Below are 13,129 nucleotides of genomic sequence, written 5' to 3' on the forward strand. Positions count from 1 at the left end.
TGAATGAGGTGTAGAAATTATCGCAAAACAATAAGGAATGTTCAATGCGTATCGGAACTGCTCTAGCCCTTTCCGCCCTGATGGTCTTGCCCGTTCATGCGGCGCCGACCACCAGCACCGGACGCATTTCGGTGACCCAGGTCATGGAAATGGTCGACCTGGCCCGCACCGACGCCAAGGCCCGCAACACCATCATCGCCTATCTCGCCGGCATTGGCGAAACCGCGGGAATGATGGTGTCTGAGGCGGTGGCGCGTGGCGCCCGGCCCGTCAACTGCACCAAAAGCTTCAATCTCTCGGAAGATGTGGCGGTGGCCGCACTCAAGGCGGGAGCGCCGGATGGCGCCAACTGGAACGAAACCCCTGCGACGCCGCTAATCCTGGCCGATCTGTTCGCCCGCGCGGGGTGCAACTAGCTCCATAGTAGCCTTGCGGTGGCGCATCGGTGCCACCGCGAGGCTAGGCCAGCGTCTTCCTGAAAAACACCACGCGTTGCGTTTCGGCAAAACCGAGCGCTGTGTGCATGGCGTGGCTGGACGTGTTGGCAATGCCTGCGTCGGAAGCGAATTCGGTGCATCCCTGGTCGCGCCCCCAGGCCGCCACCGCGTCGACCAGCCGTCGCGCTACGCCTTGGCCGCGTGCGTCCGGATGGACGAAAATGCCTTCGAGGAAAAGCACCGGCGAGGTCTTGCAGCCATTGACATAGTCGTGCCGCAGCGCCGCCTCTGCAAAACCAAGGGCTCGCCCGTCCTGGTCGCGCGCGATCAGGTTGATGGTAGTGCCAGCATCGACCAGAAGCTCTGCGATTTCGGCGGCGTGCTCGCCATTGGCACTGCTCGGCCACAGCGCGGAGCGCATGGCACACCAGTCCGCTTCGTCCTCTTTCCGGGCGGGCGCTATCCTCACTGGCTGGCCCAGATGATGCGCGCCACCCATTCCACGTCGGCCAGATCGAGCACGCGCGGTTCATAGGCGGGGTTGATCGAATGCAGTTCCATCTGCCGGGCGGTCTGGCGGTGGAGGATTTTCGCCATCACTTCACCCTCTCGCGTTCTGACCACGACGCGGTCGCCGCGACGCACCTGCTCGGTGGGGGAGACGACGATGCGGTCACCCTCACGATAGAGCGGCTCCATGCTGTCGCCGGTCACCTCAAGCGCATAGATGCCATTATCCGCCGGCGTCGGCAGCACGATTTCGTCCCAGCCCTGACCGACCGGAAAACCGGCGCTGTCGAAGAAACCACCGGCCCCGGCCTGGGCAAGCCCCAAAAGCGGCACCGTCCGCTGCGCCGGCTCGGCAAAGCCCGAGGTTTGCATATAGGCGCCGGTGCCGGACAGAAAGGTGTCAAAACCTTCCCCGGTCGCTTCCAAAATCTTGGCGATGCTTTCGGTGGACGGCCAGCGCTCCCGACCGTCCTTGCTGACGCGTTTGGACACGTTAAACGCCGTAGCGTCGAGGCCAGCCAGCCGCGCTAACGCCGAAACCGAATGGCCGTGCCGACGCGCCATGGCGTCGATGCCGTCCCAAATGGCCCTATGTGACAACATGAAAGGATCCCCGAAAGGAAATGAGTCTCGAACAAGGAATGATGTCCTACCGTATTCATCCCCATGGGTCTTGTAAAGCTATCCTTTACCTTTGGCTCTGCGCTTATCCGGTTGTCTTTCCGGGCAAAGCCGATCAAAACCGCTGCGCGTATTCCCGTTCACCCGCAGGGCCGCCCGATGTCGACAGCCTCCACCCAGCCGGAATTCATCTACAAGATCGCCACTGCCAGCGCTTATGCGCCGGCGCGCCAGTCCGGCAGTTTCTCCGGCATGCCCATCGATGCGACGGATGGCTACATGCACTTTTCGACGGCGGCACAACTGGCGGAGACACTGCGCCTGCATTTCAAGGGTCAGTCGGACCTGGTGCTTCTGGCGGTGCGTATCGCTGATCTGGGCACTGGTCTGGTCTGGGAGCCATCGCGCGGCGGGCAGATGTTTCCCCATCTCTATGGTGGTCCGCTCAAGCTGAGCAGCATTGCCTGGGAGCGACCCATCAGCGTCTCGGCGGACGGGGATTGTGTACTGCCGGAGGACGTAAAGTGATCTTTTCGGCCTTCTCTCCGCTGCTGCGTCTACCGGGCCTGCAGACCCTGACCCGCGATACACTGCTGCGCATGGATGCCGAAACCGCCCATGGCGCGACCATCGCTGCGCTGCGCCTGGGGCTGGCGCCCCAGCAGGAGCACCAGGATCCGCCTGAGCTGGCAACCCAGCTTTGCGGCCTCGACCTGGCCAACCCCGTGGGTATGGCAGCCGGCTTCGACAAGAATGCCGAAGTCCCCCGCCAACTGGCCTTGATGGGTTTCGGCATGACCGAAATCGGCACGGTGACGCCGCGCCCGCAATCGGGCAATGACAAGCCGCGCCTGTTCCGCATTCCTGCGGCCGAAGGCGTCATCAATCGCATGGGCTTTAACAATGAGGGCCATGATGCCGCTTTCGAGCGGCTCAAGGGGCTGCGCGTTCCTGCGGCCCTTGGTGTCAATATCGGAGCCAACAAGGACAGCGATGACTTCGTCGCCGACTATGTGCTTGGGGTCAGCCGCTTTGCCGATCTCGCCGACTATCTCACCGTCAACATCTCCTCGCCCAATACGCCAGGCCTGAGAAACCTTCAGGCCGATGAAGCGCTGCGCCGACTGCTGGGCGAAGTCCTTTCGGCCCGCGCCAAGGCGAAAACCCGCGTTCCCGTCCTGCTCAAGATCGCGCCTGATCTCGACGAAGCCGGCATGGACACCATCGCCCGCGTGATCCTTGCTACCGACCTCGATGGACTTATCGTCTCCAACACCACCATCGGCCGCGATGCGGTGGCTGGAATGGAGAATGCCGGAGAAACTGGCGGGCTCTCGGGCAAGCCGCTTTTTACACTCTCAACCCAGCGCCTGGCGCAGATGCGTCAGCGCGTCGGTGCCCTACCGCTGATCGGGGTTGGGGGCATCCACTCACCGCAGACCGCGCTGGCCAAATTCGAGGCCGGCGCCAACGCCATCCAGCTCTATTCGGCCCTGGTGTTCGGTGGGCTCGACCTGCTGGATCGGATCAAACGGGGCCTGGTATCGGGCGTGCGTGCCGCCGGCAAGACCAATATTTCCGAATTGGTCGGCACCAAGGTCGAAGAGTGGGCATCAGGCCGGGTCGAATAAACCGGCCGTCTTGCGCTCCAGCGCCCAGAAATAGATGAGGCCGCGCGCCACGAACCAGCAATGGAGCGCGCCCCACAATCCCCAATTGCCGAAAGCGGGTTGTAGCACCGCAGCGACAGCGAGGAACACCACCAGCGAGGCGATCATGCCATTGCGCATGACGACGTTCTGCGTCGTGCCGATGAGGATGCCGTCATAGACAAACGCCGGCATGAAGGTGAAGGCGCAGAGCGCCGCGATGGGCAGATAGGCCAAGGCGTAGCTGCGCACCTCCTCATTGGTGGTCATGAAGCCGATGATCCACGGTCCGGACACGTACCAGACCAGGCCTAGACCCAGCGCAATCACCAGGCCCCACAGCATGGAGAGCCGATAGGCCCGATCGAATGCGGAGCGCCAATTTGCCCCGACGGCCTTCCCCGTCAGCTGCTCGGCCGCCTGGGCAATGCCGTCGAGGAAATAGCCTACGACCATCAACAGGTTGAGCAGCACTGCATTGGCTGCCAATGGCACCTCGCCCATGCGCGAGCCCTGGGCGGCGAACCAGGCATAGGCGCCCATCAGCGCCATGGAGCGGATCATCAAGTCGCGGCTGAGCCCGAACATGCGGCGGATCGCTGTGGCATCGCGCAATTCGCCCGGCGCGATCCGGGCCATGATGGCGCCAACGCCACCATAATGGCGTGCTACGAGCGAGAGGCCGACCCCAGCCGCCACCGCTTGACCGATCACCGTGCCAAAGGCTGCACCCGGTACGCCCCAGCCCAGACCGTGCACGAACCAGATGGAGAGCGTGATGTCGAACAGATGCAGCAGCAATTGCAGCATCATGCCGGTTTTGGCGGCCGCCCGGCCATAGAACCAGCCGAGCAGGGCATAGTTGATCAGCGAAAATGGCGCCGACCAGATGCGCCAGTAGAAATAGTCGGATAGCGCGGTTTCGACGCGGGCCTCAGGCGCGAGCAAATGCACCGCCAGCCATAGGGTGGGGATTGCCAGGGCGATCATCAGCAGCCCGATGCCGACCCCAAGGATCAACGCACGGCTGAGATGCAGGAGCCCGTCGCGCGGGTCACGGGCGCCCACGGACTGCGCCACGAGGCCGGCAGTGCCGATACGCAGGAAAAACGCCAGCGAAAACAAGACGTCGAATACCAAAGCGCCCAGCACCAGCCCGCCGAGCATGCCGGCATCGCCCAATCTGCCGATGACGGTAATATCGACCAGCCCCACCATGGGTTCGGTGATGAAGGCGATGGAGGCGGGGAGGGCGATTTTCCAGATGTCAGCGGAGCGGACATCAAAGGGATGCTGTGGACGGGAGGACATCGGGAGACTCGGACGGACAATCGGAGACAGCTTTGCCCTGTCACGCGGCAAGTCTCAATCTCCTCATGTCATGCAGCACGTGCCATTCGTGTGACAGTACGGCTTCGATGCGGCGCTTAGCGCTCGACGTCCATTTCGAAGATCACGTCGGCCCGGTCGCGTGAGGTTTCAACCAGATCGTAATTGGGCAAATCATTGCGCTCGATATGGGCGCGGTTACGTTCCTCGGTGAAAAGCCCTTCCTCGCCGTGGCGCTTCAGCAGCCGCGCCTGAACGATGTCCCGCGGCACATGCACGAACACCGCATAGTCGAGCAGAGCCTTGACGCCGGCCCAGGGCCCTTCGGTCAGCAACAGGTAATTGCCTTCGACCACCAGTACTCGCACATCAGCCGGCACGGTAAAGGCATCATCGACCGTATCTTCGATCTTGCGGCTATAACCCGGGCCGCTGACCGGGCCATTGGCATGCTTGAGCTGATGCAGGAAGCTGACAAAGGCCGCCCCCTCGAAGGTGTGCGGCGCGCCCTTGCGGTCCGTAGCGCCCATGGCCTCGATCTTGGCATGCTTCATGTGGAAGCCGTCCATGGGCACCAGTGCCGCGCTGCCGGGGCGCACGGCATTGAGCATGGTCACCAGCTCCGCCGCCAGCGTCGACTTGCCAGTGCCCGGGCCGCCTGCCATGCCAATAGCGATGCGGCGCCCATCAGCCTGACTTTCCATTTCGAGAATATGCGGCACAAGTCGCGCCAAAGCGGTCTGCGGCGTCAGGTGAATGGTCTGTGCGGTCATTTTCAGCGTGCCCTTGTCAGACGCATGATCAGCCAGATCGGAACGACGACGGCAGCGCCGGTCAGGATATAGCCGCCCATGCCGCGGAACATGCCGAACCCGTCGCGCAAAGCGTCGCGGAACACTCTCATGCCGGTGCGAACCAGATCGCCGACATTGAGGTCGAAGAACGACATGATGAAGCCGACGACAAGGGAAAGCAGGAGCAGCCTGATGATCACGGCCACCGGGCTGCCGCCCATAAAGCGCACCAGCGGGGAACGCTGTTCGGGGCGATAGTCTTCTGTCATCGGTCCACTCCATTTGGCAGGCGCAAGCCCATCATATAGGTTTGTTGGTGATTTGTATTAGGTGCTCCTTGGCAAGTTTATCGCCATCCCTTTCAGCCCGACCGAGTGCGCAAGCGCGCTTTCGGTGTGCCGCAGGCCACCGTCTGGACGAGACCAAGGCGCATCGGGAAGTGCCCGGCATGGCGTCACCTGTTGTCGGCCGAGACGGGTAAGGGCAAGCATGTCTCAGGCGCCAACCCTCCCGCCCATCATCGCCGAATGGTTTGACTCTCGAAGCTGGGCGCCGCGCGAACACCAATTGGCCGTGCTCAGCTCTTATCAATCCGGCGCCAGTCAGCTTCTCATCGCCCCCACCGGCGCCGGAAAAACCCTGGCCGGCTTCCTGCCCACACTGGCCGATCTCGTTGATGGCGACTTCGAGGGCCTGCACACGCTCTACATTTCGCCGCTCAAGGCGCTGGCGGTTGACGTGCAGCGCAATCTCTCGACCCCCATCGCCGAAATGGGCCTGCCGATCCGGGTCGAGGCGCGCACCGGTGATACCTCTGCCGCCAAGCGGGCGCGCCAGCGCGTCAAGCCACCGCAGATTCTGCTAACCACGCCCGAGCAACTGGCGCTGCTCATTTCCCATCCGCATGCGGAACTGATGTTCGGGACGCTGCGCCGTGTCGTGCTGGACGAGCTCCATGCCCTGGTGACCAGCAAGCGTGGCGACCTTCTGGCGCTGGGGTTAGCGCGGCTGGCCAAGCTGGCGCCGGATATGCGCATCACCGCGCTTTCCGCCACCGTTGCCCGCCCCGATCTCCTGCGCGACTGGATCGCTCAGCCCCTGCCGCAGCGGCAGACAGAATTGCTGCGCATGATCGGCGGCGCCCCGCCGGAATTGGCCATTCTCCAAACCGAGGAGCGGCTGCCCTGGGCCGGGCATTCGGCCAATTACGCGCATCGCGAACTCTACGAGGTGATCAAGCGGCACAAGACGACACTGCTTTTCGTCAATACCCGCAGCCAGGCGGAAATGCTGTTCCAGGGCCTTTGGGACATCAATGAGGACATGCTGCCCATTGCCCTCCATCATGGCTCGCTTTCGGTCGAACAGCGGCGAAAGGTAGAGGCGGCCATGGCGGCCGGTAGACTCAAGGCCGTGGTCTGCACCTCGACGCTCGATCTGGGCATCGACTGGGGCGATGTCGATCTCGTGGTGCAGGTGGGGGCGCCCAAGGGCTCCTCGCGCATGTTGCAGCGCATCGGCCGCGCCAATCATAGGCTCGATGATCCATCCCAAGCGCTGTTGGTGCCGTCCAACCGCTTCGAGGTGCTGGAATGCGAGGCCGCTGTGGAGGCGGTGGCCGAAGGCCACCAGGATAGCGAAGACCCTCTGCCCGGCGGCTATGACGTCCTGGCCCAGCACGTGCTCGGCATGGCTTGCGCCGATGCTTTTTCCGCCGATGACCTCTTTGCTGAAGTCACCCGTGCCTGGCCCTATCGTGACCTGCCGCGCAGCCAGTTCGACCGGGTCCTCGATTTCGTCGCCACTGGTGGCTATGCCTTGCGCGCCTACGAGCGTTATGCACGGCTCAAGCAGACGCCGGACGGCACCTGGCGTATCGCCAATCCGCAGGTGGCCCAGCAATACCGGCTCAATATCGGCACCATCATCGAAGAGCCGATGGTGCGGGTACGCCTGGTGCGCAGCAAGGAGCAGAAGACAGGACGCACCACCGGTCCTATCGGGGCAGGGGGGCGCGTGCTTGGGGAAATGGAAGAGTATTTCTTCGGCACGCTGTCCTTGGGTGATACCTTCATGTTCGGCGGCGAGATCGTCGCTTTCGAAGGCATGAAGGATAACGAGGCCTTCGTGTCGCGGGCCTTTTCGAAAGACCCCAAGATTCCGTCCTATATGGGCGGCAAATTCCCGCTCTCCACCTATCTGGCCGAGCGGGTGCGCCGCATCATGGACAGCCCCGGCGAATGGCCCAAACTGCCCGATCAGGTCTCCGACTGGCTGCGCCTGCAGCAGCAGATTTCCGTGCTGCCCAAACGCGACAGCCTCCTGGTCGAAACCTTCCCGCGTGGCACGCAGAACTATCTCGTTTGCTATCCCTTCGAGGGTCGGTTGGCGCATCAGACGCTGGGCATGCTGCTGACCCGACGCCTCGAGCGCATGCGAGCGCGGCCGCTGGGGTTCGTCGCCTCCGAATATGCCTTGGCGGTCTGGGGGCTGGGCGATCTATCGGCTCTGATCCGCACCGGTCGGCTTTCGCTCGATGAGCTGTTTTCCGAGGATATGCTGGGCGATGACCTCGAGGCCTGGCTCGATGAATCGGCGCTGATGAAACGCACCTTCCGCAACTGCGCCATTATTGCCGGCCTCATTGAACGGCGTCACCCCGGCAAGGAGAAGACCGGGCGGCAGATCACCATGAGTTCGGACCTGATCTATGACGTGCTCTACCAGCACGAGCCTGACCATATCCTGATCCAGGCCACGAGGCGCGACGCTGCGCGTGGTCTGCTCGATATCGAGCGACTAGGCCAGATGCTGGCGCGCGTGCGCTCACATATCGTCCATAAACCCCTGGCGCAGATTTCACCGCTGGCCGTGCCGGTAATGCTCGATATCGGCAAGGAACCGATTTTCGGAGAGGGTCGAGAATCCGCCATGGAAGACGCCGCCGAGGAATTGCTGCGCGAATCCCTCGGCACGCGTGCGTGAGATAGTCCCGTCCTAAGCGCCCAACTGCTTCCTGATCGCCTCAGCCGCCCGCAGGCTGAGTGCAGCGATGGTGAGAGTGGGGTTGGCGGTGGCCGATGTCGGAAACACGGACGAGCCGGCGATGAACAGATTGTCGTGATCGTGGGCACGCAGTTCAGCGTCGACAACCGACTTGGCCGGGTCATTGCCCATGCGGCAGGTGCCGATAATGTGCCCTGAGCCGTTGAATGCCTCGGCGTGGTGCACTTCGCTGGTGCCAAGCGCGGCGAAGATGTCGTCATGTGCGGCAGCCGCAGCCTCGAGGCCTGCCTGCACATAGGTGTCGACGGAATAGTGGATCTGCGGCAGCGGGACGCCGTATCGGTCCGTCTCGCTTGGATGCAGGGTGATGCGATTTTCCGGGTCGGGCAATTGCTCCACCAACGCCGCCAGGCGGACATGGCGCGACGTATCGTGACGCAGGCGCGCATCGAGTTCGCTGCCGCGCAATCCCTCGGTAGCGAGTTTGGCCGCTGTGCTGAGCGGCGCTCCGGTGGGCCAGCTGTGCCCGTCATTGCCAATCTCGATGCGAAACGCTCCCCGGTCGGCACGGAAGGCTCCGGTGCCGAGGTTCTCAATGCCCGAGGTCGACAGCGGGCCGCGATAGGGCCAGACCGGGTCGGTGGTCACTGCCCAGCTGAGCTGGCTGGGGTGATCCATCAGATTGCGTCCGACCTGGTCCGAGCTGTTGGCCACACCCTGCGGGGCATGCTCACCAGCCGAGGCCAGCAACAGGCGCGGTGTCTCCATGGCATGGGCGGCCAGCACATAGAGCCTGCCCGCGGCCGTGCCGGTCGTGCCATCGCGGCGGCTAAACTGGATGCCACCGACCCGACCATCGGCGCCGATCTCCACGCGGGTCACCGTGATCGCCGCGTGCAGTTCGGCGCCCTTGCTCACGGCGCGGTCGACATGCACGGTGGCATCATATTTGGCCTGCACCGGGCAGACGGGAATGCAGCTGCCGCTGCCACAGCAGCCGGGTCGATCGTCACGGTCGATGGAGTTGCGCGCCTGGGGCGTGGGGGTGACGATATACTCGGTTCCCGCCAGCCTTTCGGCAAACACCTTGTCGAGATAGGTCTGCGGAATGGGAGGCATTGGAAAACCGGCCGACCGATGGGCGGTCGGCGGCGAGCCCTCAGCGCCCGAAACGCCAAGCTCTTCCTCGGCGCGGACATAGTAGGGTTCGAGATCGTCGTAACTCAAGGGCCAGTCCTCACCCCGGCCATGCAGGCTCTTGAGTTCAAAATCCTCGGGCGACATGCGGATGGCGGTACCCAGCCAATGCCAGGTCGTGCCGCCCACCACCTTCACATAGGTGCTCTTGAATTTATCCGGACCGGTCTGGCGATAGTAATAGTCGGGGTTCCAGGCCAGAGGATGGTCGACATCCGGCCCCACAGGATAGGCAGATTCAGGGGTCTTGATGGCGGCGGCGTGGAATGTGTCCACCGCTTCCGCCCGGTCGACCGGATCACCCGCTTCCAGAATTGCAACGCTGACGCCTGCTGCGGCCAGCTGGTGGGCAATCAAGGCGCCGGCGACACCGGACCCTACGATGATAACATCCGCCATAATGTCGGCCATGGCTCAAGCCTCCCCTTCGGGCGCATCGGCCCAATAGCCCGTTTCCCCGCCGCACCAGCCCATGGGCTTGGTATAGTCGAGTGCCTCCCACATCAGCGCATCGGTATAGGTGACGACGGTGTCGTCGGCGGCAAGGCCGGTGTACCACTGGCCAATGATGCGGCTTTCGAGTGTGCTGTCGCTGCCGCCTTTCGCGAGTGCGGCGAGGTCGGCCCCAAGTCCCTCGTCCAGCAGGTGTTGGAGATAATCGGCACCATACTGATCCGATGGGCTTGCGCCGCCGCCCAACAGGCGCTCGGACAAGGCCATGAATTCATCCAGGCTCACCTCTTCGGCAGCGAACCCGCCCTGTGCCAGGACGAGACCGAGGGCGGTGCCACTGCCCCAGGCCAGAACTTGCCGCCGCGTGAGGCTGCCGGCGCGATGATAGCGTATCATGCTGTCGTCTCCCTTTTGGCCAAGGCTATGCGCTTGCCCGCCTCGAATTGGTAAAGATGATTGCGGCAATGCACACCTCGTTTGAGAACATAAGGCGAATCTGCTAGATGCGGGAAAGGCTCGGGGCCACAGTGATTTGCGCAGGCGCGGTTGAACTACTCCTATTCCATAGCCGAACAGACGGAGACCGCCTTGCTGCGCTTTGCCGGGCAGAACTTTGAGCCGCTGCCCTCGGGCGGGCTGTTCTGGCACGCCCAATCCACTCTCCTTGTCGCCGACCTTCATTTCGAGAAAATGGCCAGCTTTGCCCGCCGCGGGCAGATGCTGCCGCCCTATGATACCGGCATGACGCTCAGTCGGCTGGAAGCCGACATGCGGCGCACCGGCGCCCGACGCCTGGTGTCGCTGGGCGACACGTTCCATCGCGCCGATTCCAGCGCCTTGTTGACCCAGGCCGACCGGCTGCGGCTTGATACGCTGGTAGAGACCGCCGAGTGCATCTGGCTGTCGGGCAATCATGATCCGGCGCCGCACGCCATCGGCGGCACCTGCCTGCCGGAGCTGACGCTCTCCGGCCTCACCTTCGTGCACGAGCCGCGCAAGGGCCAGACGGGAGTCATTTCAGGCCATCTGCACCCCGCCGCGCGTATCGCCGTTGAGGGACGCTCGACGCGAAAGCCATGCTTCGTACATGACAACAGGCTGATGATCCTGCCCGCTTACGGCGCTTCGACCGGGGCAATCAACATCATGTCGCCGCCCTTTGTCGGGCTTTTTCACTGGCCGGCGCTGGAAGTGACCATGCTGGGTCGAGACCGCACCTATCCGGTGCCGATCAAGCGCCTGGTACGGGGATAAGCGCAGGTCTCAGCGCCTGAAGATCACGCCGCCTAGCCAGCCGGTAAACAGCGCCAGCGCCACGCAGGCGAGGCCGTAAAGCAACGGAAACTGCGTCGCCGATTGCGCGAGGAAACGCTCGAAGCCGATCTTGCGCACGGCAAAGCCCTCCGACTTGCGGGCAATGATCTCGCCATTCTTGAACACATAGGTCTGGGCGATATAGGGCCCGGGCGGCGCATTGCTGGGCAGGGTCAGCTGGGCGGAATAGAAGGTGTCGGACAGAAAGTTCACGCCGCTTTCCTGCACGCCGAAGAGCTGTTCCTGCGTCATCAGGCGAATGAGCTCGCGACCGAAGGTCAGGGTTTTGACCAGTCCGGATGCGTTCGGCGCCATGGCGTAGGATTCGGGCAGGATCAGATTGTCAGTCAGCGTGGTGAGCGTCGTGATATCGCCCAGGCGGGTGCTGGACAGAACGTGGAAATAGCTTGGAAACCGGCGGAACGTCACCTGGTCGGTGTTGAGCCAGATGCCAAAATTGTGGGTCTTTTCGCGCGCCACCCTGTCCTGCGTCGGTCCGAGAATGACCACGACCACATGAAACGGGCCTTCGACGTAACGCTGTTCGGCTCCCGCGTCGGGCGCGATATTGCCGAAAAACGTCATGCGCTCGCCATCGAAGCTGGAGGTGATTTCGACGGTTTCGTTGGACAGCGTCGAGACGAGCCGCGCCGCGGTGGCGGGCAAGCTGAGACAAAGGCCGAAAAGCAGGACCAGCAGCGCTCTCATCGCGCCCCTCCGATCACCGCCATGCTGAACACATCGCTTGGCGTCAGCGTCAGCGACAGGCCGAAGCGAATAGCGACGGCCAGAACCAGCAGCGCCAAGAGTCCGCGCAATTGCTCGCCGCGCAGATGCTTGCCGGCAGCGGCGCCGAACTGCGCGCCGGCCGTGCCCCCCACCATCAGGCAGAAGGCGAGCAGAATATCGACGCTCTGGCTCTGCACGGCATGGAGCACGGTGGTTACCGCCATCATCGCCACGACTTGGGCCAGCGAGGTGCCAATCACCACATTGCCCGGTACGCGCAGCAGATAGACCAGTGCCGGCACCATGATGAAGCCGCCGCCAATCCCCAGCAATGCGCCGACAAAGCCGATGAAGACGCCGATAACCAATACCGGCAGCACGCTGATATAGAGCCGGCTCTTCTTGAAACGCACGCGCCATGGCAGGCCATGGATCCAGCTGTGCTGGTTGGGCAGGCGCTCGCGCACCACAATGCCCTTGCGCTGCTTGATCAGCGAGCGCACCGATTCCTGCAGCATCAGCACGCCGACGAAGCCGAGCAGGATGAGGAAGCCCAGAGAAATGAACAGGTCGAGCTGGCCGGCACTGCTCAAGAGCGAGAAGGCGGCTACGCCCCCGAAGGCTCCCAGAATACTGGACAGGATCAGATACATTGCCAGATGCAGGTCGATGCCGCCGCGTCGATAATGGCTCAGCGCACCCGAGGAGGAGGCCGCCACCACCTGGCCGGTCACCGAGGCGACGGCCACCGAAGTCGGCACACCCGAAAAGATCAGCAGTGGGGTCAACAGGAATCCGCCACCGACGCCAAACAGGCCCGACAGGAAGCCGACCGCCCCTCCAATCCCCACGAGAAAGAAGAGGTTCACGGAAAGCTCGGCGATTGGCAGATAGATCTGCAAACCCTTGGGTCCCGTCAAAATGCGTTACGGCGGCCATCTTAGGAGATGGTCCGTCAACAAGAGGTCAAGGCCCCGGCGAATATAAGAAAAATGACCCGAACCGAGGTTCGGGTCACGGTCGGCTCATGTTAGATCGGTTCGTATGGACACCGCAACCGTCCGGGCGCTTAAAACGCGTCGAAACAAGG

The 13,129-nt window shown here is 63.0% G+C and carries 14 protein-coding genes; 5 read left to right on the forward strand and 9 right to left on the reverse strand.

What is annotated here, in order from left to right:
- The first annotated feature begins 44 nt into the window (after nucleotides 1–44).
- Complete coding sequence (locus tag DEVEQU_RS03290; protein ID WP_126149140.1) at nucleotides 45–416, forward strand: chlorophyllide reductase; 372 nt, start codon at nucleotides 45–47, stop codon at nucleotides 414–416.
- A 43-nt stretch (nucleotides 417–459) separates the two neighbouring features.
- Here the strand turns inward: DEVEQU_RS03290 and aac(6') are convergent, their stop codons facing one another.
- Nucleotides 460–936 (reverse strand): aminoglycoside 6'-N-acetyltransferase, encoded by a 477-nt coding sequence (aac(6'), locus tag DEVEQU_RS03295; RefSeq protein ID WP_164550217.1) that lies wholly within the window; start codon nucleotides 934–936, stop codon nucleotides 460–462.
- On the reverse strand, nucleotides 903–1,550 hold the full coding sequence (locus tag DEVEQU_RS03300; RefSeq protein WP_126149142.1) for a S24 family peptidase: 648 nt from the start codon (nucleotides 1,548–1,550) through the stop codon (nucleotides 903–905). Before DEVEQU_RS03300 ends, aac(6') begins: the two co-directional genes overlap by 34 nt.
- Nucleotides 1,551–1,727: 177 nt before the next feature.
- On the opposite strand from DEVEQU_RS03300, the gene DEVEQU_RS03305 reads away from it, so the two are divergent.
- Together DEVEQU_RS03305 and DEVEQU_RS03310 are read left to right on the forward strand one after the other, a co-directional pair.
- Complete coding sequence (locus DEVEQU_RS03305; RefSeq protein WP_126149143.1) at nucleotides 1,728–2,096, forward strand: DUF952 domain-containing protein; 369 nt, start codon at nucleotides 1,728–1,730, stop codon at nucleotides 2,094–2,096.
- A gap of 38 nt (nucleotides 2,097–2,134) precedes the next feature.
- On the forward strand, nucleotides 2,135–3,199 hold the full coding sequence (locus DEVEQU_RS03310) for a quinone-dependent dihydroorotate dehydrogenase (protein ID WP_268907372.1): 1,065 nt from the start codon (nucleotides 2,135–2,137) through the stop codon (nucleotides 3,197–3,199).
- Here DEVEQU_RS03310 and DEVEQU_RS03315 read toward each other — a convergent pair.
- From DEVEQU_RS03315 to DEVEQU_RS03325, 3 genes are all read right to left on the reverse strand, one after another.
- The gene (locus tag DEVEQU_RS03315) at nucleotides 3,182–4,528 is read right to left on the reverse strand and encodes an MATE family efflux transporter (protein WP_126149144.1); all 1,347 of its coding nucleotides are present in this window, start codon (nucleotides 4,526–4,528) and stop codon (nucleotides 3,182–3,184) included. The two genes, DEVEQU_RS03310 and DEVEQU_RS03315, sit on opposite strands and share 18 nt — an antisense overlap.
- Before the next feature lie 116 nt (nucleotides 4,529–4,644).
- Complete coding sequence (locus tag DEVEQU_RS03320) at nucleotides 4,645–5,319, reverse strand: nucleoside/nucleotide kinase family protein (protein ID WP_126149145.1); 675 nt, start codon at nucleotides 5,317–5,319, stop codon at nucleotides 4,645–4,647.
- 2 nt (nucleotides 5,320–5,321) lie between these two features.
- Nucleotides 5,322–5,609 carry a DUF6460 domain-containing protein gene (locus DEVEQU_RS03325; RefSeq protein WP_126149146.1) on the reverse strand — a complete coding sequence of 96 codons (288 nt, stop codon included), beginning with the start codon at nucleotides 5,607–5,609 and terminating at the stop codon, nucleotides 5,322–5,324.
- 220 nt (nucleotides 5,610–5,829) lie between these two features.
- On the opposite strand from DEVEQU_RS03325, the gene DEVEQU_RS03330 reads away from it, so the two are divergent.
- A complete protein-coding gene (locus DEVEQU_RS03330) occupies nucleotides 5,830–8,325 on the forward strand; it encodes a ligase-associated DNA damage response DEXH box helicase (RefSeq protein WP_126149147.1) in 2,496 nt (831 codons plus the stop codon).
- A 12-nt stretch (nucleotides 8,326–8,337) separates the two neighbouring features.
- Here the strand turns inward: DEVEQU_RS03330 and DEVEQU_RS03335 are convergent, their stop codons facing one another.
- Nucleotides 8,338–9,954: a GMC family oxidoreductase gene (locus DEVEQU_RS03335; RefSeq protein WP_126149148.1), complete on the reverse strand. Its 1,617-nt coding sequence runs from the start codon at nucleotides 9,952–9,954 to the stop codon at nucleotides 8,338–8,340.
- 3 nt (nucleotides 9,955–9,957) lie between these two features.
- Nucleotides 9,958–10,392 carry a sugar dehydrogenase complex small subunit gene (locus tag DEVEQU_RS19820; RefSeq protein WP_164550218.1) on the reverse strand — a complete coding sequence of 145 codons (435 nt, stop codon included), beginning with the start codon at nucleotides 10,390–10,392 and terminating at the stop codon, nucleotides 9,958–9,960.
- Nucleotides 10,393–10,542: 150 nt separating this feature from the next.
- Here DEVEQU_RS19820 and pdeM point away from each other — a divergent pair, with 150 nt between their 5' ends.
- Nucleotides 10,543–11,250, forward strand: coding sequence for a ligase-associated DNA damage response endonuclease PdeM (gene pdeM / locus DEVEQU_RS03345; protein ID WP_126149150.1), 708 nt, complete (start codon nucleotides 10,543–10,545; stop codon nucleotides 11,248–11,250).
- Between the two features lie 9 nt (nucleotides 11,251–11,259).
- Here pdeM and DEVEQU_RS03350 read toward each other — a convergent pair whose 3' ends face one another.
- Nucleotides 11,260–12,018, reverse strand: a complete 759-nt coding sequence (locus DEVEQU_RS03350) for a TIGR02186 family protein (protein WP_126149151.1) — start codon at nucleotides 12,016–12,018, stop codon at nucleotides 11,260–11,262.
- Nucleotides 12,015–12,941, reverse strand: a complete 927-nt coding sequence (locus tag DEVEQU_RS03355; protein WP_126149152.1) for a sulfite exporter TauE/SafE family protein — start codon at nucleotides 12,939–12,941, stop codon at nucleotides 12,015–12,017. The genes DEVEQU_RS03350 and DEVEQU_RS03355 overlap by 4 nt, the downstream gene beginning before the upstream one ends.
- Nucleotides 12,942–13,129: the final 188 nt, after the last annotated feature.

It is taken from the genome of Devosia equisanguinis (genome assembly GCF_900631955.1).
GTDB classification, from domain to species: domain Bacteria; phylum Pseudomonadota; class Alphaproteobacteria; order Rhizobiales; family Devosiaceae; genus Devosia; species Devosia equisanguinis.

Bases quoted from the DNA above. Each gene is read 5' to 3' on its own strand.
- DEVEQU_RS03290 (WP_126149140.1), top strand. From the start codon at position 45: ATGCGTATCGGAACTGCTCTAGCCCTTTCCGCCCTGATGGTCTTGCCC.
- DEVEQU_RS03300 (WP_126149142.1), bottom strand. From the start codon at position 1,550: ATGTTGTCACATAGGGCCATTTGGGACGGCATCGACGCCATGGCGCGT.
- DEVEQU_RS03305 (WP_126149143.1), top strand. From the start codon at position 1,728: ATGTCGACAGCCTCCACCCAGCCGGAATTCATCTACAAGATCGCCACT.
- DEVEQU_RS03315 (WP_126149144.1), bottom strand. From the start codon at position 4,528: ATGTCCTCCCGTCCACAGCATCCCTTTGATGTCCGCTCCGCTGACATC.
- DEVEQU_RS03320 (WP_126149145.1), bottom strand. From the start codon at position 5,319: ATGACCGCACAGACCATTCACCTGACGCCGCAGACCGCTTTGGCGCGA.
- DEVEQU_RS03325 (WP_126149146.1), bottom strand. From the start codon at position 5,609: ATGACAGAAGACTATCGCCCCGAACAGCGTTCCCCGCTGGTGCGCTTT.
- DEVEQU_RS03330 (WP_126149147.1), top strand. From the start codon at position 5,830: ATGTCTCAGGCGCCAACCCTCCCGCCCATCATCGCCGAATGGTTTGAC.
- DEVEQU_RS03335 (WP_126149148.1), bottom strand. From the start codon at position 9,954: ATGGCCGACATTATGGCGGATGTTATCATCGTAGGGTCCGGTGTCGCC.
- DEVEQU_RS19820 (WP_164550218.1), bottom strand. From the start codon at position 10,392: ATGATACGCTATCATCGCGCCGGCAGCCTCACGCGGCGGCAAGTTCTG.
- DEVEQU_RS03350 (WP_126149151.1), bottom strand. From the start codon at position 12,018: ATGAGAGCGCTGCTGGTCCTGCTTTTCGGCCTTTGTCTCAGCTTGCCC.